Below are 16,959 nucleotides of genomic sequence, written 5' to 3'. Positions count from 1 at the left end.
GCAGCACCGGAGAGCGCGAGCTCGCCTTCAGCGCGACGCGACTATTTGTTCTCTGGCGGCGCTGCACCCGCGGAGGCGGGTGTCGAGGCGGCGAGCAGCGGCATCGTCGGTGTGCTCTCGCCGGCATCCTCGTCGAGGAATTGCTCCACGCCGGCCTGGATCGACGACTTCGCGCTGTCCGGGCCGCGGTCGCTGAGATCGTTGTGCTGGAATTCGGTTCTGACCACCTTGATGCCGAGTCTCGCGCAGGTCTCGTCGTCGGGCACGACGCCCGGATCGGCCTTGAACACCGGATCCCTGGAGCGGAACGAGAGGATCTTGATTCTGCCGTCGGTGATGAAGGGAACGCGCAGATTGTCCAGCGTGACGACCTTCTTCACCAGGTCGGGATGCTGCTTGGCGAAGAACATCGAGATGTCGCCGCCGTTGGAATGGCCGATCAATGTCAGCTGGCGATAGTTTGCGTTCGGATAGAGCTTCTTGAGCTCGTCGATCGCATACATGATGTTGAAGACGCCGCGATTGTACTGCATGCGCGCCCGACATATTCCTCGCCGACCTTGGTGACCATCGGCGCGTCGGTATCGAGATCATGCTGAATGCTGACCACGAGGTAGCCGCGCGACGCGAACAAATTGGTGAGGAACGAGTACTCAGTGTTCTTGACGGTGTTGCCGTGGCTCGGGATCGCGACCGGCAGCTCGATCATCTCGGCCATCGCCTGCATTTGCCGGTCGCGGCGCACCGCGACCTCGACCGTGACGTTGCGGTCGTCACGCAGAACGTCGTGGAACGACAGCGTCGTGTGACGGATGGCCCATCTGTCCGTCGTGAAATAAGCGGCCATCGCCACGATGCACAGGCAAAGGACAATGATGCCCCGTTTCATGTCGACCTCTGATCTTGCCTACGTGACCCGCGCTTCTCGCCCTGGTTTCATCGGGCATGCCGCGTGAATCGGCCTCCAGGGACCCGGCGGGCGCTTGTGCCGCCGAATATCGGGCTAGTTTTACAATCAGATGACGACGCGACGACGGGCCCCGGCGCACGATGACGGGGGCGTTTTGCGACGGTCACAAGCGGGTGAGGGGAGCGTGAATTGACGGCGCGCTGCCTGCGGCGCCGTCAGTGGACCAGGAACGTGCGGCAGATTTCTTTTAACGCGTTTTCTTCATGCGAACGGCGCCCGCTTCGCTCGAAAACGCTCTAGTCCTGATAGGTGTTGCCGTAGAAGCCGCGCGGCTGATAGGCGGGGCGCGGCTGGTAGTAGCCCTGCGGCGCCGGCGCGTAGCCCTGATTGCCGTAATACTGCTGCTGCTGGCCATAGGCCTGCGCGTCGTAGACGCGGCGGCTCGACGGCGGTGCCGGATAGCGGCGATCGGTCGAGCTGCCGTCGGCCGGATAGATGTAGCCGTCATCGGTGCGGGCCTGCGCCGGATAGTCGCGCGGCTGCGGCGTCAGCACGACCGGGTCGCCGGCGGCGGCGGTGCCGTACTGCTCGTCATATTGCTGCGGCGCGCGGCGGGCGACGGCGGTGCCGTTGCGTCCACGCGGATTGCGCGCCAGCGCGACCTGCGACGAGCCGGTCAGCGTCACGGTGGTGTTGAGCACGCCTTCCTTCTGGACCAGCGCGTAGAGCGTGGTTGCGTTGTCGCGCGACAGCCGCACGCAGCCATGCGAGGCGGGCGAGCCGAGGCGGTTCACCGAGTCGGTGCCGTGAATCGCGTGCCCGATCTTGGTGAAGAAGATCGAGTGCGGCATCGGCGCGTCGTCGAATTCCTTGGAATAGTGATCCTCTTCCATGCGGAAGGCGCGGAAGCTGCCGTTCGGCGTTTCGCGCGACGGGATGCCGGTCGAGACCGGCCAGTGATAGCGCGCGACGCCGTCGACCGCGACGGTCATCTGCTGGTTGTCCTTGTCGATGGTGATATCGACCTTGGCGTGTGCGGCGCCGGCGGTGAAGAGCATCACGGAAGTGAACGCAATGAGGAACGAACGCATTTTACCTTTGGCCTCCAGGCCTGCTCGCGAAGCCGCGGCTCTCCGTCCCCGGCAATCAATATGCACGGAATCCGAACTTGGTTCCAGTAGCGGGCCAAGGCCGTGATCAAACGCCATGGTTAATCCCGCGCGCGGCGCAAACAAGGCCGAAGCCGGGCCTGCCTGTCACGGCGGGCTGACTTTTTCGCGAGCATGCCGCGACGACGGCCCAATCGGTCTCCGACACGCAACCATTTGGCCGCACGGGCGTTTCACAAACCCCCGGCGGCGCGTTCGCGCCGCGCATCAAGGAATCCAGATGAACAACACCAAGGTGAAGACCGCGGCCGTCGTCCCAGCCGGCCTCTCCGCGCGGCTCCTGCTTGCGGCCGCAGCCCTCGCTTTGACGCTGGTCGCAGTCCCCCATGCAAGCCATGCCCAAGGCATCGTCCGCGGCGCTCATGAGGGCGCCTATGAGGGCAATCGGGTCGCCGGCCCGGTGGGCGGCGTGGTTGGCGGCGCCGTCGGCGCTGGTGTCGGTGGCGCCATGGGCGCGGTCAAGGGCGTGTTCGGCATCCCGGATCGCGGTTACCGCCGTGGCCACCGCTGCCGCGGCTATTACCGCCACGGCCATTTCCACTGCTATTGATCGTTGAAGAACCTGTAGCCCGGATGGAGCGAAGCGAAATCCGGGTTCTGCAGGCTTGGCGATAAGGTCCCGGATTGCGCTTCGCTCTATCCGGGCTACGGGCGAGCGTCATTCCGGGGCATGCGAAGCATGAACCCGGAATCTTCGAAGTGACGGCGCGAGATTCCCCGATGCGCAATTGCGCATCTGAGGTTCGCGCTAAGGCGCGCCCCGGAATGACTTGCTTTCGCAAGTCAGTTCTTCAGCCGGTAGCCGGTTCTGAAGATCCACGCCACGATGGCCATGCAGGCGACCAGGAAGCCCACGGTCATGCCGAGGCTCAGCGGCACGCTGACATCGGCGATCTCGTAGAAGCTCCAGCGGAAGCCGGAAATCAGATAGACCACGGGATTGAGCAGGGTGATGGTGCGCCAGCCCGACGGCAGCATGTTCACCGAATAGAAGCTGCCGCCGAGGAAGGTCAGCGGCGTCACCACCAGCATCGGGATCATCTGCAGCTTTTCGAAGCCGTCGGCCCAGATGCCGATGATGAAACCGAACAGGCTGAAGGTGACCGCCGTCAGCACCAGGAAGGTCAGCATCCACACCGGGTGCTGGATATGCAAGGGGACGAAAAGCCCGGCCGTCGCCAGGATGATCAGGCCGAGGATGATCGACTTGGTGGCGGCGGCGCCGACATAGCCGATGACGATCTCGAAATAGGAGATCGGCGCCGACAGGATCTCGTAGATCGTGCCGACGAATTTCGGGAAGTAGATGCCGAACGAGGCGTTGGAGATGCTCTGCGTCAGCACCGACAGCATCACGAGCCCCGGCACGATGAAGGTACCGTAGCTGACGCCCTCGACCTCGGTGATGCGCGAGCCGATCGCGGCGCCGAACACCACAAAGTACAGCGAGGTCGACACCACCGGCGAGACGATGCTCTGCAGCAGCGTGCGCCAGGTGCGCGCCATTTCGAACAGGTAGATGGCCCGGATTGCGCGGTAGTTCATGGCGCCCTCACGAGGCTGACGAAGATGTCTTCGAGGGAGCTTTGTTTGGTATCGAGGTCCGAGATGCGGATGCCGGCATTGCGGAGATCGTTGAGCAGGCTGGTGATGCCGGTGCGGTCGCCTTTGGTATCGTAGTCGTAGGTCACGGTGCGGCCGTCGTCGGACAATTCGAGATTGTAGGCAGACAGAACATCGGGAATGGCCTCGAGCTTGTTCTGCAACTGCAGGGTCAGCTCCTTCTTGCCGAGCTTCTGCATCAAGGTCGCCTTGTCCTCGATCAGGATGATCTCGCCCTTGTTGATGACGCCGATGCGGTCGGCCATCTCCTCGGCTTCCTCGATGTAGTGCGTGGTCAGGATAATGGTGACGCCGGAAGCCTGCAGCGTGCGGACCACCTCCCACATGCCCTTGCGCAATTCGACGTCGACGCCGGCGGTGGGCTCGTCGAGGAACAGGATCTGCGGTTCGTGCGACAGCGCCTTGGCGATCATCACGCGGCGCTTCATGCCGCCGGACAGCGTGATGATCTTGTCGTCCTTCTTGTCCCACAGCGACAGGTCGCGCAGCACCTTCTCGATATGGGCGGGGTTCTTCGGCTTGCCGAACAGGCCGCGGCTGAAGCTGACGGTCGCCCACACCGACTCGAACGCGTCGGTGTGCAGTTCCTGTGGAACCAGCCCGATCATCGACCGCGCCGCGCGATAGTCGGCGATGATGTCGTGCCCGCCGATCGTGATGCGGCCCTCGCTCGGATTGGCGATGCCGCAGATGATGCTGATCAGCGTGGTCTTGCCGGCGCCGTTCGGCCCGAGCAGCGCGAAGATCTCGCCTTTGATGATATCGAGATTGATGCCCTTCAGCGCCTTGAAGCCGGAGCCATAGGTTTTCGAAAGATTGGATACGGAAATGATCGGCGACATGGAGGATCGAAAGCGTGAGGGAAGGGCGCGCGCGGACTGGGGCCCGGGCGGGCAAGATGCGGGTCAAGCGCAGATAGGGACGGACAATCCGTTCTGCAATCGCCCGCCAGGGCAGAAATTTATTCCGCGGCGTGCGCTCTGACGGGCAGTTCGACCAAGGCGACCATGTAGGTTTTCAGGTCGTCGGCGACTTCGGGGTCTGCCTTCAACTCGGTCAATGTCCGGGGACGGGGCAGTTCCTGTCCATCGTCCCTTAGGCCCTCGGCATAGAGCTCCAGCGCCTCAGGGGCATTGCGCAAAGCCTCGTCGATATCATTGCCCGCGGAAGTGCAGCCGGGCAGGTCCGGAAACCAGACGCCTACGGCGTAGTCCGGTCCGGCGTCCTCAATGATGGCAACGTAGTGAGCCAAGGTGTGCCTCAATCGGGTTTCCAGCCCGCTCCCCTATAAATGGCACGCACCAAGCCTTTTCCCAAGTCCTTCTTGGGGTGCGGAACGACCAGCGTTTCGCCCGATCGGGGGTTCTTGAAGACGTGGTGAGAACCGGCAACGCGGACGAGGCTCCATCCCTCTCGCTCCAGGCGCCGAATGATATCGCGACTGTTGGTCAACATGGCAATTCCGAGAACCAAGCAATCCGGACATGATGGTCCGAATCATACCGCGTTAAGTGAGCGGCATCAGGCTAGTGCTTCTTCGCTGACTTCGCCGGCTTCTTGGCGGCGGCCGCCGGGGCGGGGTGCGCGGGCGGCGCGCTTTCGGCGACCTTCGCGACCAGCATGATCTGCACCTGGTTGTTGACCGGCGCGTTGGGTTTGGTCGGGTCGAGCAGTTGCTCTTCGCCAAGCCCAACCGATTGCAGGCGCTTCGCGGTGATCTTGAAGGTGTTGACCAGGATGTCGCGGATCGCGTCGGCGCGCCGCTGGCTCAGCAGCACATTGTTCTCGCGTCGTCCGGTCGATTCGATGTGGCCGACGATCAGGAAGGTGTAGGGGAGCAGCGAGGAGTGCGTCAGCGCATCGGCGATCCGCCCGACCGTCTGATACGATTCCGGCAGCACGATCGGCGTATCGACGTCGAACGCGATGTCGACGTTGAACGTCGGCAGCTTGGTCAGATCGGGAGCGATCGGCGGCCGTTTCGAGGGCGGCGGCTCGTTCTTCGATCGCGACTTCGATCGTTCGGCCACCTGCTGGCGCAGCGCGGGGACATCGATCTCGGCGTCTGTCTCAAAATGATTGAGCTTGGCGATGACGTCGTCGCGTGTGACGGCGGTCTGTGCACGCCCCAGTGAAATCGGCATCGCCAGCAAAACCAGCGTGCCCAGCAGGGCCAAAAGGCCAGGATCGCGCAAGCCTCGCCGCGACAGCCGCATCATTGATACCCCGCGTCATTGATCGCCTGGGTGCAATTGCGGCTGAGGCCCTTGGCGCTGACGAGGCAGGGCACCGACTTGCTGGTCTCCTTGGTCGAGCCGCCGCAGACCTTGACGATCTCGCGGGTGCAGGCATTCGCAACGGTGACGCGCGCCGCGATCCGCTTCTGGATCGCATCGAGGGTGGAGAAGTAGCTCTCCTTGCACTGCGACGATATCACGTCGCGGTTGCGCGACAGGCATTCCTTGAGGCGGTTGGAGTCGAGGTTGACGCCGCGGCAGTTGGCGGTGATGTCGGCGCCGCAGGCCTTGGCGAGCTGGGCTGCCGAATCGCCAAAGCTCATCGTCTCCGCGACCGCCAGCGACGGCGCGGTGAGCGCGATGACAAAAAGGAAAAACCTCCCCCGGACCATGGATCCATCTCAACCCATGAAATCAACTGGGGTCAAGGGCTACGAACAGGGAAGGCCGCTAAAGAAGGTCGCTATGTCACACCCGTTGCACAAAGCTGTCGACCACCTTCTTCTCGCCGGCCTTCTCGAAGGCGATGGTCAGCTTGTTGCCGTCGATCTTCACCACATGGCCGTAGCCGAATTTCTGGTGAAATACCCGGTCGTCCAGCGAAAAATCCGACGTCGTGCCGGTGGACTTCGCCACCAGCTCGCCTTCGATCACGACAGGGCCGCGCTTGGTGCGATTGAAGCTTTCGGAGGAGGTATCGCCCCGCGAACCCGAAAAGGACGATTGCCGCTCCTCGAAGCCGCTGCCGCCGCGGCCCCCGCCGCCGCGGTTGCGGTTGGCCTGGGCACGCTGCCAGCCCGGGGTCGAATAGCTCGAGCCGAATGATTCGAGGTTGTCGAAGCGCGAGGCGCCGTAGCCGCCGCTGCCGCCCCAGCCCGATCCGCCCTTGGATTCGGTGATCTCGACATTGTGCGCCGGCAGCTCGTCGAGGAAGCGCGAGGGGATCGTGGTCGACCAGGTGCCATGGATGCGGCGGTTGGTGGCGAAGTAGATCTTGGCGCGGCGGCGCGCCCGGGTCAGCCCGACATGGGCGAGGCGGCGCTCCTCCTCGAGCCCGGCGCGGCCCTGTTCGTCCAGCGTGCGTTGGCTCGGAAACAGGCCTTCCTCCCAGCCCGGCAGGAACACGTTGTCGAATTCCAGGCCCTTCGCCGAATGCAGCGTCATCAGCGACACCGCCTCGTCGCCGGCCTCGCCGTCGCGGTCCATCACCAGCGAGATATGTTCGAGAAACCCTTGCAGGTTCTCGAATTCCTCCATCGAACGCACCAGCTCCTTGAGGTTCTCCAGCCGGCCGGCGGCATCAGCCGAGCGGTCCTTCTGCCACATCTCGGTGTAGCCGCTCTCGTCGAGCACGATCTCGGCGAGCTCGGTATGCGAGGTGACCTCGCGCTGGGCGCGCCAGCGGTCGAACTGCATGACGAGATCGCGCAAGGAGCCGCGCGCCTTCGGCTTCAGCTCGTCGGTCTCGACCACGGCGCGCGCCGCCTCGAACAGCGGAATGCGGCGCTTGCGGGCATGGTCGTGCAGCAGCTGCACGGTGGCGTCGCCGAGCCCCCGCTTGGGCACATTGACGATGCGCTCGAAGGCGAGATCGTCGGCCGGCGAATTGATGGTGCGTAAGTAGGCCAGCGCATCGCGGATTTCGGCGCGCTCGTAGAATCTGGGGCCGCCGATCACGCGGTAGGGCAGGCCGAGCGTGACGAAGCGGTCTTCGAACTCGCGCATCTGGAACGAGGCGCGCACCAGGATGGCGACGTCGTTGAGGTTTTCACCCGCGCGCTGCAGCTCCTCGAGCTCCTCGCCGATCGCACGCGCTTCCTCCTCCGAATCCCAGGAGCCGGTGACGGTGACCTTCTCACCGTCGACATCCTCGGTGCGCAGCGTCTTGCCGAGCCGGCCTTCATTATGCGCGATCAGATGCGAGGCCGCGGCCAGGATGTGGCCGGTGGAGCGGTAATTGCGCTCGAGGCGGATGACCTTGGCGCCGGGGAAATCGTGCTCGAAGCGCAGGATGTTGTCGACCTCGGCGCCGCGCCAGCCATAGATCGACTGGTCGTCATCGCCGACACAGCAGATGTTCTTGAGCTGCGTTGCGGTTGCCGCATTCTCCGTCATTCCGGGATGCGCCGCAGGCGCAGACCCGAAATCTCGAGATGAGTCGTCACCTGCATCAGATTCCGGGTTCACGCCTTCGGCGCGCCCCGGAATGACGGGAGCATCGGTTGCTCCCGGAATAATCTCGGACAGCGCGCGGGCCGGCCGCGACGGCGCCTGCGACAGCAGGCGCAGCCACAGATACTGCGCGACGTTAGTGTCCTGATATTCGTCGACCAGGATGAACCTGAAGCGGCTCTGGTACTGCCGTAGCACATCGGGATTTTCGCGGAACAGCCGGATGTTCTCGAGCAGCAGGTCGCCGAAATCGGCCGCGTTGAGGATCTTCAACCGCTCCTGATAGGTCGCGTAGATCTTGCCGCCCTTGCCGTTGCCGAACGAGGCGGCTTCGCCCGCCGGCACCTGCGACGGCGACAGGCCGCGATTCTTCCAGCCGTCGATCAGGCCGGCCAGCATCCGCGCCGGCCAGCGCTTGTCGTCGATGTTCTCGGCCTGCAGCAATTGCTTCAGCAGCCGCACCTGGTCGTCGACGTCGAGCACCGTGAAGTTGGATTTCAGCTGCACCAACTCGGCATGGATGCGCAGGATGCGGCCGCCGATCGAATGGAAGGTGCCGAGCCACGGCATGCCCTCGACCGCCTGGCCGAGCATCTGCCCGAGCCGCAGCTTCATCTCGCGCGCCGCCTTGTTGGTGAAGGTCACCGACAGGATTTCGTGCGGCCGTGCGCGGCCCTGGCTCAGGATATGCGCGATGCGCGTGGTCAGCACGCGCGTCTTGCCGGTGCCGGCGCCGGCAAGCACCAGCACCGGACCGTCGAGCGTCTCGACCGCCTCGCGCTGCTCCGGATTGAGGCCGCTCAGATATTGCGGACCGGCCGCCGCCCGCGCACGCGCGGCGATGCCGCCAGCCGCCGGCTGGTGCTCGGGAACGCCGTGATGGGGCAATTTGCTCGGCTCGGTCATTGGCGAATCGTCTCGGCCCCACGATGGCACCGCGGGACGGTGAAGGGGAGCCTTCTTAACAGGGATTGAAGGCCATATAGGGCCTGATCGGCCGTTTTGACAGGTTTTATCGCGGCTGACGGGAACGCTTTCGCCGGCAGCCCACATCAATGCTGGTTCCGGAAATCAACGAAAATTTCGCGGTTTCACGCTCAGGAACCCGCGTTTCCCGGCCGGATTGTTTCAACAGGTGCGCGCCGGACGAAGGTCCGCGCCCGAGAAATAGCAAGGAAACGAAGCGGAGTTTTGATCATGCTGAGCTGGGTCGTCACGTTCCTGGTCATCGCCCTGATCGCGGGCATTTTGGGCTTTGGCGGCATCGCCGGCGCTTCCGTCGAAATCGCCAAGGCGATCTTCTTCATCGCCGTCATCCTGTTTCTGGTGTCGGCGGTGGTTGGATTGGTGCGCGGCCGCACAAGGGTCTAGCGAGGCCGCGAACCGGCGGCCGCTTCGCTTGAAAACGGCAAGTTATTTCGCCGAGGGCATCGCCACGTTGCGGCCGATGCCCTCGGGACGTGGTACACCCGCATAGCTGTCGACGATCGCGCGAGCGCGGGCGCGGATATCGGGCGGAAACGGCGCCACCTTGCGCGCCTCCATGTCGATGTGCAGCGTGAGGTTTTCCGAGGTCGCGGAGAGCCAGCCCTCGGTGGCATGGCGCAGCTCCTCGAACGTGTGCAGCCGCTTCTCGTCGGCGCCGAGCAGATGAACGTGGACTTGCACGGGATCGCCGAGATGAATTTCCCTGAGATAGCGGACGTGGCACTCGGCGGTGAAGGTCGAGCAGTGCCGCGCCTTCATGTAGGCCGGCCCGATGCCGAGCTGCAGCCACATCTCGTCGATGGCGCGGTCGAACATCACATTGTAGTAGGCCATGTTGAGATGGCCGTTGTAGTCGATCCATTGCGGCTCGATCTGCATCACAGAGGATCTGAACGGGGCCGGCGGAAGCGGCATCTCGCTCGTGGCAGTCACTGAAGTCATGATCCATCCCCGGTTTGCTGGCGTTTGAGCATGAGCTTTTCTGTGACTCCAGCGTCCACTTTTTCAAGTCAGGCTCTCTTGACCCCTTATACAAGCTTTGCCACGGTCGGCTAAAGGTGGGAGGAAATTTGACGTGGCGACAACGATTTCGAGCAATGTGACGCGCCCTGAGCCGCAGGCCCTTAAGCGCGCGATCGACGCGCTGGCGGCGCGGTTCGGCAACCGGCTCGTCACGTCGCAGGCGGTGCGCGAACAGCACGCCCATACCACCACATGGCTGCCGACCCAGCCGCCGGATGCGGTCGTGATGGCGCAGGAAACCGCCGACATCCAGGACGTGGTGCGAATCTGCGCCGCCAATCGCGTGCCGGTCATCGCCTTCGGCACCGGAACCTCGCTCGAGGGTCAGGTCAACGCGCCCGCGGGCGGTATCTGCATCGATCTGCGCGACATGAACAAGGTGCTCGAGGTGCATGCTGAGGACCTCGACTGCGTGATCCAGCCCGGCGTGACGCGGAAGGCGCTCAACGAGCATCTGCGCGACCAGGGCCTGTTCTTTCCGATCGATCCCGGCGCCGATGCCTCGCTCGGCGGCATGACCTCGACCCGCGCCTCCGGCACCAACGCGGTGCGCTACGGCACGATGCGCGAGAACGTGCTGGCGCTGAAGGTGGTGCGCGGCGACGGCGAGATCATCACGACAGGCACGCGCGCCAAGAAGTCGTCGGCCGGTTACGACCTGACCCATCTGTTCGTCGGCGCCGAAGGCACGCTCGGCATCATCTCCGAACTGACCATCCGCCTGCGCGGCATTCCCGACACGATCGCGGCGGCGGCCTGTTCGTTCGAAACGGTGCGCGGCGCCTGCCAGGCCACGATCCTCGCGATCCAAACCGGCATTCCGGTCGCCCGGATCGAGCTGCTCAATGCCGCGCAGGTGAAAGCCTGCAACAGCTATTCGAAGCTGTCGCTGCCGGAGACGCCGCTGCTGCTGCTGGAATTCCACGGCAGCGAGGTCGAAGTCGCCGAGCAGTCGAAGAATTTCCGCGACATCGCCGCCGAATGCGGCGGCGGCGACTTCACCTGGACCACCAAGCCGGAAGACCGCACCAAGCTGTGGCAGGCCCGGCACGACGCCTACTGGTCCGTCAAGGCGCTGCGCCCCGGCGACAGCATCGGCGTGGTCGCGACCGACGTCTGCGTGCCGATCTCGCGGCTTGCCGACTGCGTCACCGAGACCGAGGAGGATCTCAAGCGGCTCAATCTGCTGTCGCCGATCGTCGGTCATGTCGGCGACGGCAATTTCCACTGCTCGCTGCTCTGCGACGTCGACAACAAGGACGAGATGGCGCGCGGCGAGGAGTTCATGCACCGCCTGGTCGAGCGTGCCCAGGCCATGGGCGGCACCTGCACGGGCGAGCACGGCATCGGGCAGGGCAAGCAGAAGTATTTGCAGGCCGAGCTTGGCCCCGAGGCGCTCGACGCGATGCGGGCGCTGAAGCATGCGCTCGACCCGCAAAACATCTTCAATCCCGGAAAGATCGTCCCGGCCGCCTGAGGCGCCGTCAGGCTGCGCAGCGTTCGCGAGCGTCTCTGGCGCGCGTCACGCATGGAACTTTTCCGCCCGCCCGGCGTCTCTGTCGTGCCGCAGTGTGCTGGCGCGCGATGTGTGCGGTGCGCGGAGGGAGAACGCCGTGATCGGACGGGCAATCGGAATTGCGGTCGTGGTGCTTGCGATGGCGCTGTCGGGCGATGCGATCGCCCGAGGCGGCGGCGGGCACGGCGGCGGCCATGGCGGAGGACATGGTGGCGGCCATGGGCATGGTGGTGGCCACGGGCACGGCGGTGGCCATGGACGTGGCGGGCATGGCTTCGGCCACATGCATTTTGGCGGCGGCCATCATGGCGGGTTCGGCCGCTCGCACGCGATCTCGCGATCAGGCTTCGCCGGCCATGGCGCCTTCGCGTCGCGCGGGGGCGGCAATTTCGGCCGGATGCGAAATGCCGCGATCGCACCAGGCCATATGCGCAATACGTTCAACTCGCTGTCGCGCAACGGCGCATTGCGCAACGGCCGGCTGTTGAGCAACCCGGCGGCGCGCGCGCAGATCGCCGCGGCCGCGGCGCTCGCCGGCTGGCACGGCGGGGCGGTGGCCAACGGATGGTGGCAGCATCCCGGCGGCGGCTATGGCTGGGTCGGCCCGCTGTTCTGGCCGTTCGCGTACAACGACATCTACGACTACGCGATCTGGGGCGACGACATCGGATTCTGGGGCTACGGCTATCCGGACATCTATGCCGGCATCTTCGGGCCTTATGGGTATGACGATCTCCGGGGCTATCTGCCGGAGCGCCGGACGGGCCGCCGTTACCGCGGCGGCGGGCGCATCGAGCAGATGTGCGGCAATGACAGCCGTTCGGTCGCCGGCCTGCCGGTGGATCAGATCGCGGATACGGTGCAGCCGACCGAAGCGCAATCGGCGGCGCTCGGCGAGCTCGGCAACGCGTCGCTCGCGGCTGCCCAGGTCATTCGGGCGGCATGTCCTGCGCAGGTGGTGTTGACGGCGCCGAACCGCCTCGCCGCCATGCAGCAGCGGATCGAAGCGATGGTCACCGCGGTCGGAATCGTGAAGCCTCCGCTGGAAAAATTCTACGGCCTGCTCGATGACGAGCAGAAAGCGCGGCTCAACGCGCTCGCCGAGAACCAGCGCAAGGAAGCCGCGGCCCGTGATCCGAGCGCGACGGTCGCCCAGAGCTGCGGCGCTGCACAGCCTGCGATGCAGGAATGGCCGACCGGCGAGATCGAGGCGCGGCTGCAGCTCAGCGACACCCAACGCGGTGCGCTTCAGGTGCTGCAGGACGCTAGTGCCGACGCCGCGCGGAAGCTGAAGGCCGCGTGCCAGACCAACGAGGCGATGACCCCGCCTGCACGCCTTGCCTTCGTCGCCAAGCGGCTCGACGTCATGCTGCAGGCGGTCAAGGATGTCCGCGCCGCGCTTGAGAATTTCTATGCCACGCTCAGCGATGAGCAAAAGGCGCAGTTCGAGGCGATCGGGCCGAAACGATCTGCGTAGAGTGTTGTCGGTTCGCGTGAAGACGCGGCAAGCGAGAGTCCCGCAGCTTCGGCTCTGACGCAATCAGAACCGAAATGGGCTCTATTCCATGAATTCGACATCGATTCGCGCGGGGATCGGCGGCCGGTGTGGCCGCCGGGCCATAGTGCGCACCTCTTGCTCGGCACGGAGCGGACTCCGCGGTTCACAGGTTGCGCCAAGGCCAGCTATGCTTGCCGTACTTTTTTTAAGGTGCGGCGATGTGGTGGTTCAACAAGGCCGGGCGCAAGGATATCTGGGACGATCCCGTCGAGCGTCCGCTCGGCGACATCGAGGCTGCGCAGCGGATCCGTGCGATCTGCCGCGATGCCGCCGGCTGTGCCGAGGCGGTTGGCTCGCCCGACAAGCGTTCACCGAACAAGCAGCAGACCGAGCGTGATCGCTACGAGCGTGCCGCCAAGGTCGCGATGGAGACCGCGATGAAGATCTCCGACGAGCTGGTGCGGGATTCCGCGGTGCGCGAGATCGTCGGTCTCTGCATGAAGGCCAATAACATCAAGACGGGGCGGGCGCTGTTTCGTGCCATCCACGCCGGCTCGATCAAGGCGGAAGTCCTGAGGGAGCATCCGACGCTCGAGGGCGAGCAAGCCTGAGGCCGTCGGGGCGAGGCGAGTGCCCGTAGGCCGGATGGAGCGCAAGCGAAATCCGGGACGGTTCATCGACGCACGAGAAAATCCCGGATTGCGCTTCGCTTCATCCGGGCTGCGCAGCTGAGTCGCCCAAAATTTGTAGCTCCGTCATTGCGAGGAGCGATAGCGACGAAGCAATCTATGCTTCCGCATATGCCACGCGATGGATTGCTTCGCTTTGCTCGCAATGACGGAGGATAGTGCGTAGCCCGCATGAGCGAAGCGATATGCGGGAACGGTTTCCCGGGTATCGCTTCGCTCACCCGGGCTACGGACGGATCCCATCAATCTTTACGCCTGTCCGCCGAGCGTGCGGACCGCTTCGTCGACGCTGCGGAAGACGTGGTCTCGCGGCAACACCTCGTAGAGACCGAAGCGCTCGAAGGCGTCCTGCGCGCGCTCGGATTCGAGCCGCGCCACCGCCACCGTCACGCCGTCATCGCGGCATTCGCGGAACAGGTCGCGCAGCGCCTGCGCCGCCGTGAAATCGATCTCGATCATGCCGCTGGCCTCGATCACCAGCAGCCGCGGCCTGGGTGTCGCCGCGCTGATGGTCTTGAGCACGCCGCTGTGGAAGCTTTCCGCGTTGAGGAACGACAGCGGGGCCTGCAGGCCGACGACGGCAATGCCGGGCGTGCGCTCGCCTGTGACGTGCGGGCCTGTCGGCCACCAGATCGTGGTGCCGGGCACATGGACGAATTCGGCAAGCTGGCCGCGCGTGGTGGTCCAGATGCCGTGCAGCAGCGACAAGGCGATGCCGACGGCGACGCCTTGCTCGATCGGCAGCACGATGATCGCGGCTGCGGTCGCCACCACCAGCAGGAATTCATAGAATGACTGACGGAAGATCGCGACGATTTGCTTCACGCGAATGATGCGCAGTGCCACGAACAGCAGAACCCCGCCGAGTGCCGCATCGGGCACGTGCTGCAACAGCGTCGCGCCGAACGCGAGCAGCGCGAGCACGATGGCCGCGGCAAACAGCCCCGAAAGCTGCGTACGTCCGCCGGTCTCCGACACGATGCCGGTGCGCGGCGGACTGGCGTTGACGGGAAAGGCGCCGAACAGCCCGGACAGCAGGCTGCCGGCACCGGCACCGAGGAAGTCGCGATCGACGTCGGCCGGCTTGTCCGGATCGGACAGGAACGAGCGCGTCGTCGCCGCGGTCTGCACCATGACGACAACCGCGATCAGGATCGCCAGCGACAACAGTTTGACCCATCGCTCCGGCGCAATGTCCGGAAACGATGGCGTCGGCAGCGTTCCGGGCACGGTGCCGACCACCTTGACGCCCTTGCTTTCGAGATGGCCGGCGATCACGGCGACGGTGGCCACGACAAGGCCGATCAGCGCGCCGGGAATGCGCGCGCTGATCTTCTCCGATCCGGCGACCAGCGCCAGCACGCCGAGGCCGATCGCCAGCGTGTAGAGATTGGTTTGGCCGATCTTTTCAGTGAGCACCCCGAGCTTGTAGAGCGTCGGCCCGTCCGGGGTGGTCAGGCCGAGCACGCCGGGCAATTGCGAGACCAGGATGTGGACCGAGATGCCGGCAAGGAAGCCGACCGTCACCGGCGTCGACAGCAAATTGGCGATCCAGCCAAGCTTGAACAGGCTGCCGGCGATCATGATCGCGCCGACCATCAGCGCCAGCGCCATCGCGAGCGCCTGATAGTCCGGTGAGCCGGCGGTCGCCATCAGCGCGAGGCCGCCGGCGAAGATCGGCGTGATCGTGGAGTCGGCGCCACAGGACAGGAAGCGGTTGGCGCCGAACATCGCAAAGCCGATCGAGCCGGCCATGAAGGCGAAGAAGCCGATCTGCGGCGAGAAGCCGCCGAGCCGGGCGGTCGCCATCTGCTCGGGGATCGCGATCGCGGCGAGCGTCAGGCCAGCGATCAGATCACCCGGCAGGTCGCTTGGCCGGAACGACTGCAGCGAACTGAAGATCGGCCAGCTGGCGCGCGTCTGACGATCCTGGCCCATCGGGGTCCCATGAGGATTGCGGCGATTCCGCAATAGTCCGACATCGCGCGGCCAAAAGCCAGCGGACGGCAGCCTGCGTTGGCGCGAAGGCCTAGCCGATATTTTGCAGCGCCGGGAAGGTTTCCAGCAGCCAGACGCTGACGCTCGACACTGCGCCGGTCAGGAAGCCGATGCCGGTGACCACCATCAGCACGCCCATCACCCGTTCGACGGTGTCGAGATGGCGCTTCATCCGCGCGAACAGCGAGGAGAACTGCTTGACCATGAAGGCCGCGAGCAGGAACGGGATGCCGAGCCCGGCGGAATAGACCGCGAGCAGGCCGGCGCCCTTTGTCACCGTGGCCTCCGCGGCCGCGATCGAGAGGATCGCCGCCAGGATCGGCCCGATGCATGGCGTCCAGCCGAAGGCGAAGGCCAGGCCCATGACATAGGCGCCCCACAGCCCGATCGGCTTCGGCGCGGTCAGCCGTCCCTCGCGCATCAGCAGGCCGATCCGGGTCACGCCGAGGAAGTGCAGGCCCATGATGATGATGACGATGCCGGCCAGGATCGAGAGCTCGGCCGACCAGGCGCGCACCAGCCCGCCGACGAAGGACGCGCTGGCGCCGAGCGCAACGAACACGGTGGAGAAGCCCAGCACGAACATCAGCGCCGCCGTCATCACCGCGCGCTTGGAGGCCGCGGTGGCGCCGTCCTGGTTGACCTGCTCGATGGTCGCGCCGGTCAAATAGATCAGATAGGGCGGCACCAGCGGCAGCACGCAGGGCGACAGGAAGCTGACCAGACCGGCGATCAGGGCCGCCGGGATCGAGACGTCGTGCATCAATGAAACCTTCGCAGAATAGCGCTTCTGTCTTGGCGTCTACGCGGCCAACAATCCAGAAGTTTCGTCGTCGCAGCCTTCAACTATGGTCACAGGGTCGTGTGCGGGGGCGGGTGCGCTCACGCATCGCGAGGAATGCCGGTGAGGTGAGCATGCCGCGCGGCTCCCTCCCCGCAAGGGGAGGGAACCCTTCCGGCGGTGCCTCGCTCACGCGTCAGTCACTGATGCGGATTCTTGACCGCAAGCGGCACCACACATTCGCTGTCGTCCCGGCCTAGTGCGCAATTACCCACGGGGGGCCGGCAACTGTTATGTCGGTTTGGTCTGTAGGTACGGCTTTCGGTCTCGCATCATGGCATTGAGGACCGTGAGCA

At 64.9% G+C, this 16,959-nt stretch carries 16 protein-coding genes and 1 pseudogene; 5 read left to right on the top strand and 12 right to left on the bottom strand.

Annotated features, from left to right (window positions below; translation table 11 throughout):
- Positions 1-41: 41 nt before the first annotated feature.
- Both PMN64_RS15780 and PMN64_RS15775 read right to left on the bottom strand, forming a co-directional pair.
- A pseudogene (locus PMN64_RS15780) lies at positions 42-889 on the bottom strand (alpha/beta fold hydrolase).
- 317 nt (positions 890-1,206) lie between these two features.
- Positions 1,207-2,001, bottom strand: a complete 795-nt coding sequence (locus PMN64_RS15775) for a L,D-transpeptidase (protein ID WP_028342162.1) — start codon at positions 1,999-2,001, stop codon at positions 1,207-1,209.
- 298 nt (positions 2,002-2,299) lie between these two features.
- Here PMN64_RS15775 and PMN64_RS15770 point away from each other — a divergent pair, with 298 nt between their 5' ends.
- A complete protein-coding gene (locus tag PMN64_RS15770; protein ID WP_028342161.1) occupies positions 2,300-2,629 on the top strand; it encodes a hypothetical protein in 330 nt (109 codons plus the stop codon).
- Positions 2,630-2,862: 233 nt separating this feature from the next.
- On the opposite strand, the gene PMN64_RS15765 is transcribed toward PMN64_RS15770, so the two are convergent.
- The 7 genes from PMN64_RS15765 to PMN64_RS15735 form a co-directional block, all read right to left on the bottom strand.
- Positions 2,863-3,624: an ABC transporter permease gene (locus PMN64_RS15765; protein WP_028342160.1), complete on the bottom strand. Its 762-nt coding sequence runs from the start codon at positions 3,622-3,624 to the stop codon at positions 2,863-2,865.
- The gene (locus tag PMN64_RS15760) at positions 3,621-4,544 is read right to left on the bottom strand and encodes an ABC transporter ATP-binding protein (RefSeq protein ID WP_028342159.1); all 924 of its coding nucleotides are present in this window, start codon (positions 4,542-4,544) and stop codon (positions 3,621-3,623) included. Before PMN64_RS15760 ends, PMN64_RS15765 begins: the two co-directional genes overlap by 4 nt.
- 119 nt (positions 4,545-4,663) lie before the next feature.
- Complete coding sequence (locus tag PMN64_RS15755) at positions 4,664-4,954, bottom strand: type II toxin-antitoxin system HicB family antitoxin (RefSeq protein ID WP_028342158.1); 291 nt, start codon at positions 4,952-4,954, stop codon at positions 4,664-4,666.
- Positions 4,955-4,962: 8 nt separating this feature from the next.
- Positions 4,963-5,157 carry a type II toxin-antitoxin system HicA family toxin gene (locus tag PMN64_RS15750; protein WP_028342157.1) on the bottom strand — a complete coding sequence of 65 codons (195 nt, stop codon included), beginning with the start codon at positions 5,155-5,157 and terminating at the stop codon, positions 4,963-4,965.
- Positions 5,158-5,228: 71 nt separating this feature from the next.
- Positions 5,229-5,921: an OmpA family protein gene (locus PMN64_RS15745; RefSeq protein WP_411781276.1), complete on the bottom strand. Its 693-nt coding sequence runs from the start codon at positions 5,919-5,921 to the stop codon at positions 5,229-5,231.
- Entirely contained in the window at positions 5,918-6,331 is a 414-nt protein-coding gene (locus PMN64_RS15740) for a hypothetical protein (protein ID WP_411781275.1), read from the bottom strand. The genes PMN64_RS15745 and PMN64_RS15740 overlap by 4 nt, the downstream gene beginning before the upstream one ends.
- 76 nt (positions 6,332-6,407) lie before the next feature.
- A complete protein-coding gene (locus PMN64_RS15735; RefSeq protein ID WP_411781274.1) occupies positions 6,408-9,017 on the bottom strand; it encodes an ATP-dependent helicase in 2,610 nt (869 codons plus the stop codon).
- A gap of 291 nt (positions 9,018-9,308) precedes the next feature.
- On the opposite strand from PMN64_RS15735, the gene PMN64_RS15730 reads away from it, so the two are divergent.
- Positions 9,309-9,482 (top strand): DUF1328 domain-containing protein, encoded by a 174-nt coding sequence (locus PMN64_RS15730; RefSeq protein ID WP_016846258.1) that lies wholly within the window; start codon positions 9,309-9,311, stop codon positions 9,480-9,482.
- Positions 9,483-9,524: 42 nt separating this feature from the next.
- Here the strand turns inward: PMN64_RS15730 and PMN64_RS15725 are convergent, their stop codons facing one another.
- Entirely contained in the window at positions 9,525-10,013 is a 489-nt protein-coding gene (locus tag PMN64_RS15725) for a thioesterase family protein (protein WP_411781301.1), read from the bottom strand.
- A 160-nt stretch (positions 10,014-10,173) separates the two neighbouring features.
- On the opposite strand from PMN64_RS15725, the gene PMN64_RS15720 reads away from it, so the two are divergent.
- From PMN64_RS15720 to PMN64_RS15710, 3 genes are all read left to right on the top strand, one after another.
- The gene (locus PMN64_RS15720) at positions 10,174-11,598 is read left to right on the top strand and encodes an FAD-binding oxidoreductase (RefSeq protein ID WP_411781273.1); all 1,425 of its coding nucleotides are present in this window, start codon (positions 10,174-10,176) and stop codon (positions 11,596-11,598) included.
- A 136-nt stretch (positions 11,599-11,734) separates the two neighbouring features.
- The gene (locus PMN64_RS15715; protein ID WP_411781272.1) at positions 11,735-13,114 is read left to right on the top strand and encodes a Spy/CpxP family protein refolding chaperone; all 1,380 of its coding nucleotides are present in this window, start codon (positions 11,735-11,737) and stop codon (positions 13,112-13,114) included.
- Between the two features lie 239 nt (positions 13,115-13,353).
- Positions 13,354-13,746 carry a hypothetical protein gene (locus PMN64_RS15710; protein WP_411781271.1) on the top strand — a complete coding sequence of 131 codons (393 nt, stop codon included), beginning with the start codon at positions 13,354-13,356 and terminating at the stop codon, positions 13,744-13,746.
- Positions 13,747-14,073: 327 nt separating this feature from the next.
- Here the strand turns inward: PMN64_RS15710 and PMN64_RS15705 are convergent, their stop codons facing one another.
- Together PMN64_RS15705 and PMN64_RS15700 are read right to left on the bottom strand one after the other, a co-directional pair.
- Positions 14,074-15,762, bottom strand: a complete 1,689-nt coding sequence (locus PMN64_RS15705) for a SulP family inorganic anion transporter (RefSeq protein WP_411781270.1) — start codon at positions 15,760-15,762, stop codon at positions 14,074-14,076.
- Positions 15,763-15,853: 91 nt separating this feature from the next.
- A complete protein-coding gene (locus tag PMN64_RS15700) occupies positions 15,854-16,585 on the bottom strand; it encodes a cytochrome c biogenesis CcdA family protein (protein ID WP_152977690.1) in 732 nt (243 codons plus the stop codon).
- Positions 16,586-16,959 lie beyond the last annotated feature (374 nt).

It is taken from the genome of Bradyrhizobium sp. UFLA01-814 (assembly GCF_046718885.1).
GTDB classification, from domain to species: Bacteria; Pseudomonadota; Alphaproteobacteria; order Rhizobiales; family Xanthobacteraceae; genus Bradyrhizobium; species Bradyrhizobium elkanii.
The sequence above is the reverse complement of the archived record's forward strand: the minus strand, read 5'-3'. Positions and strand labels throughout refer to the sequence as shown.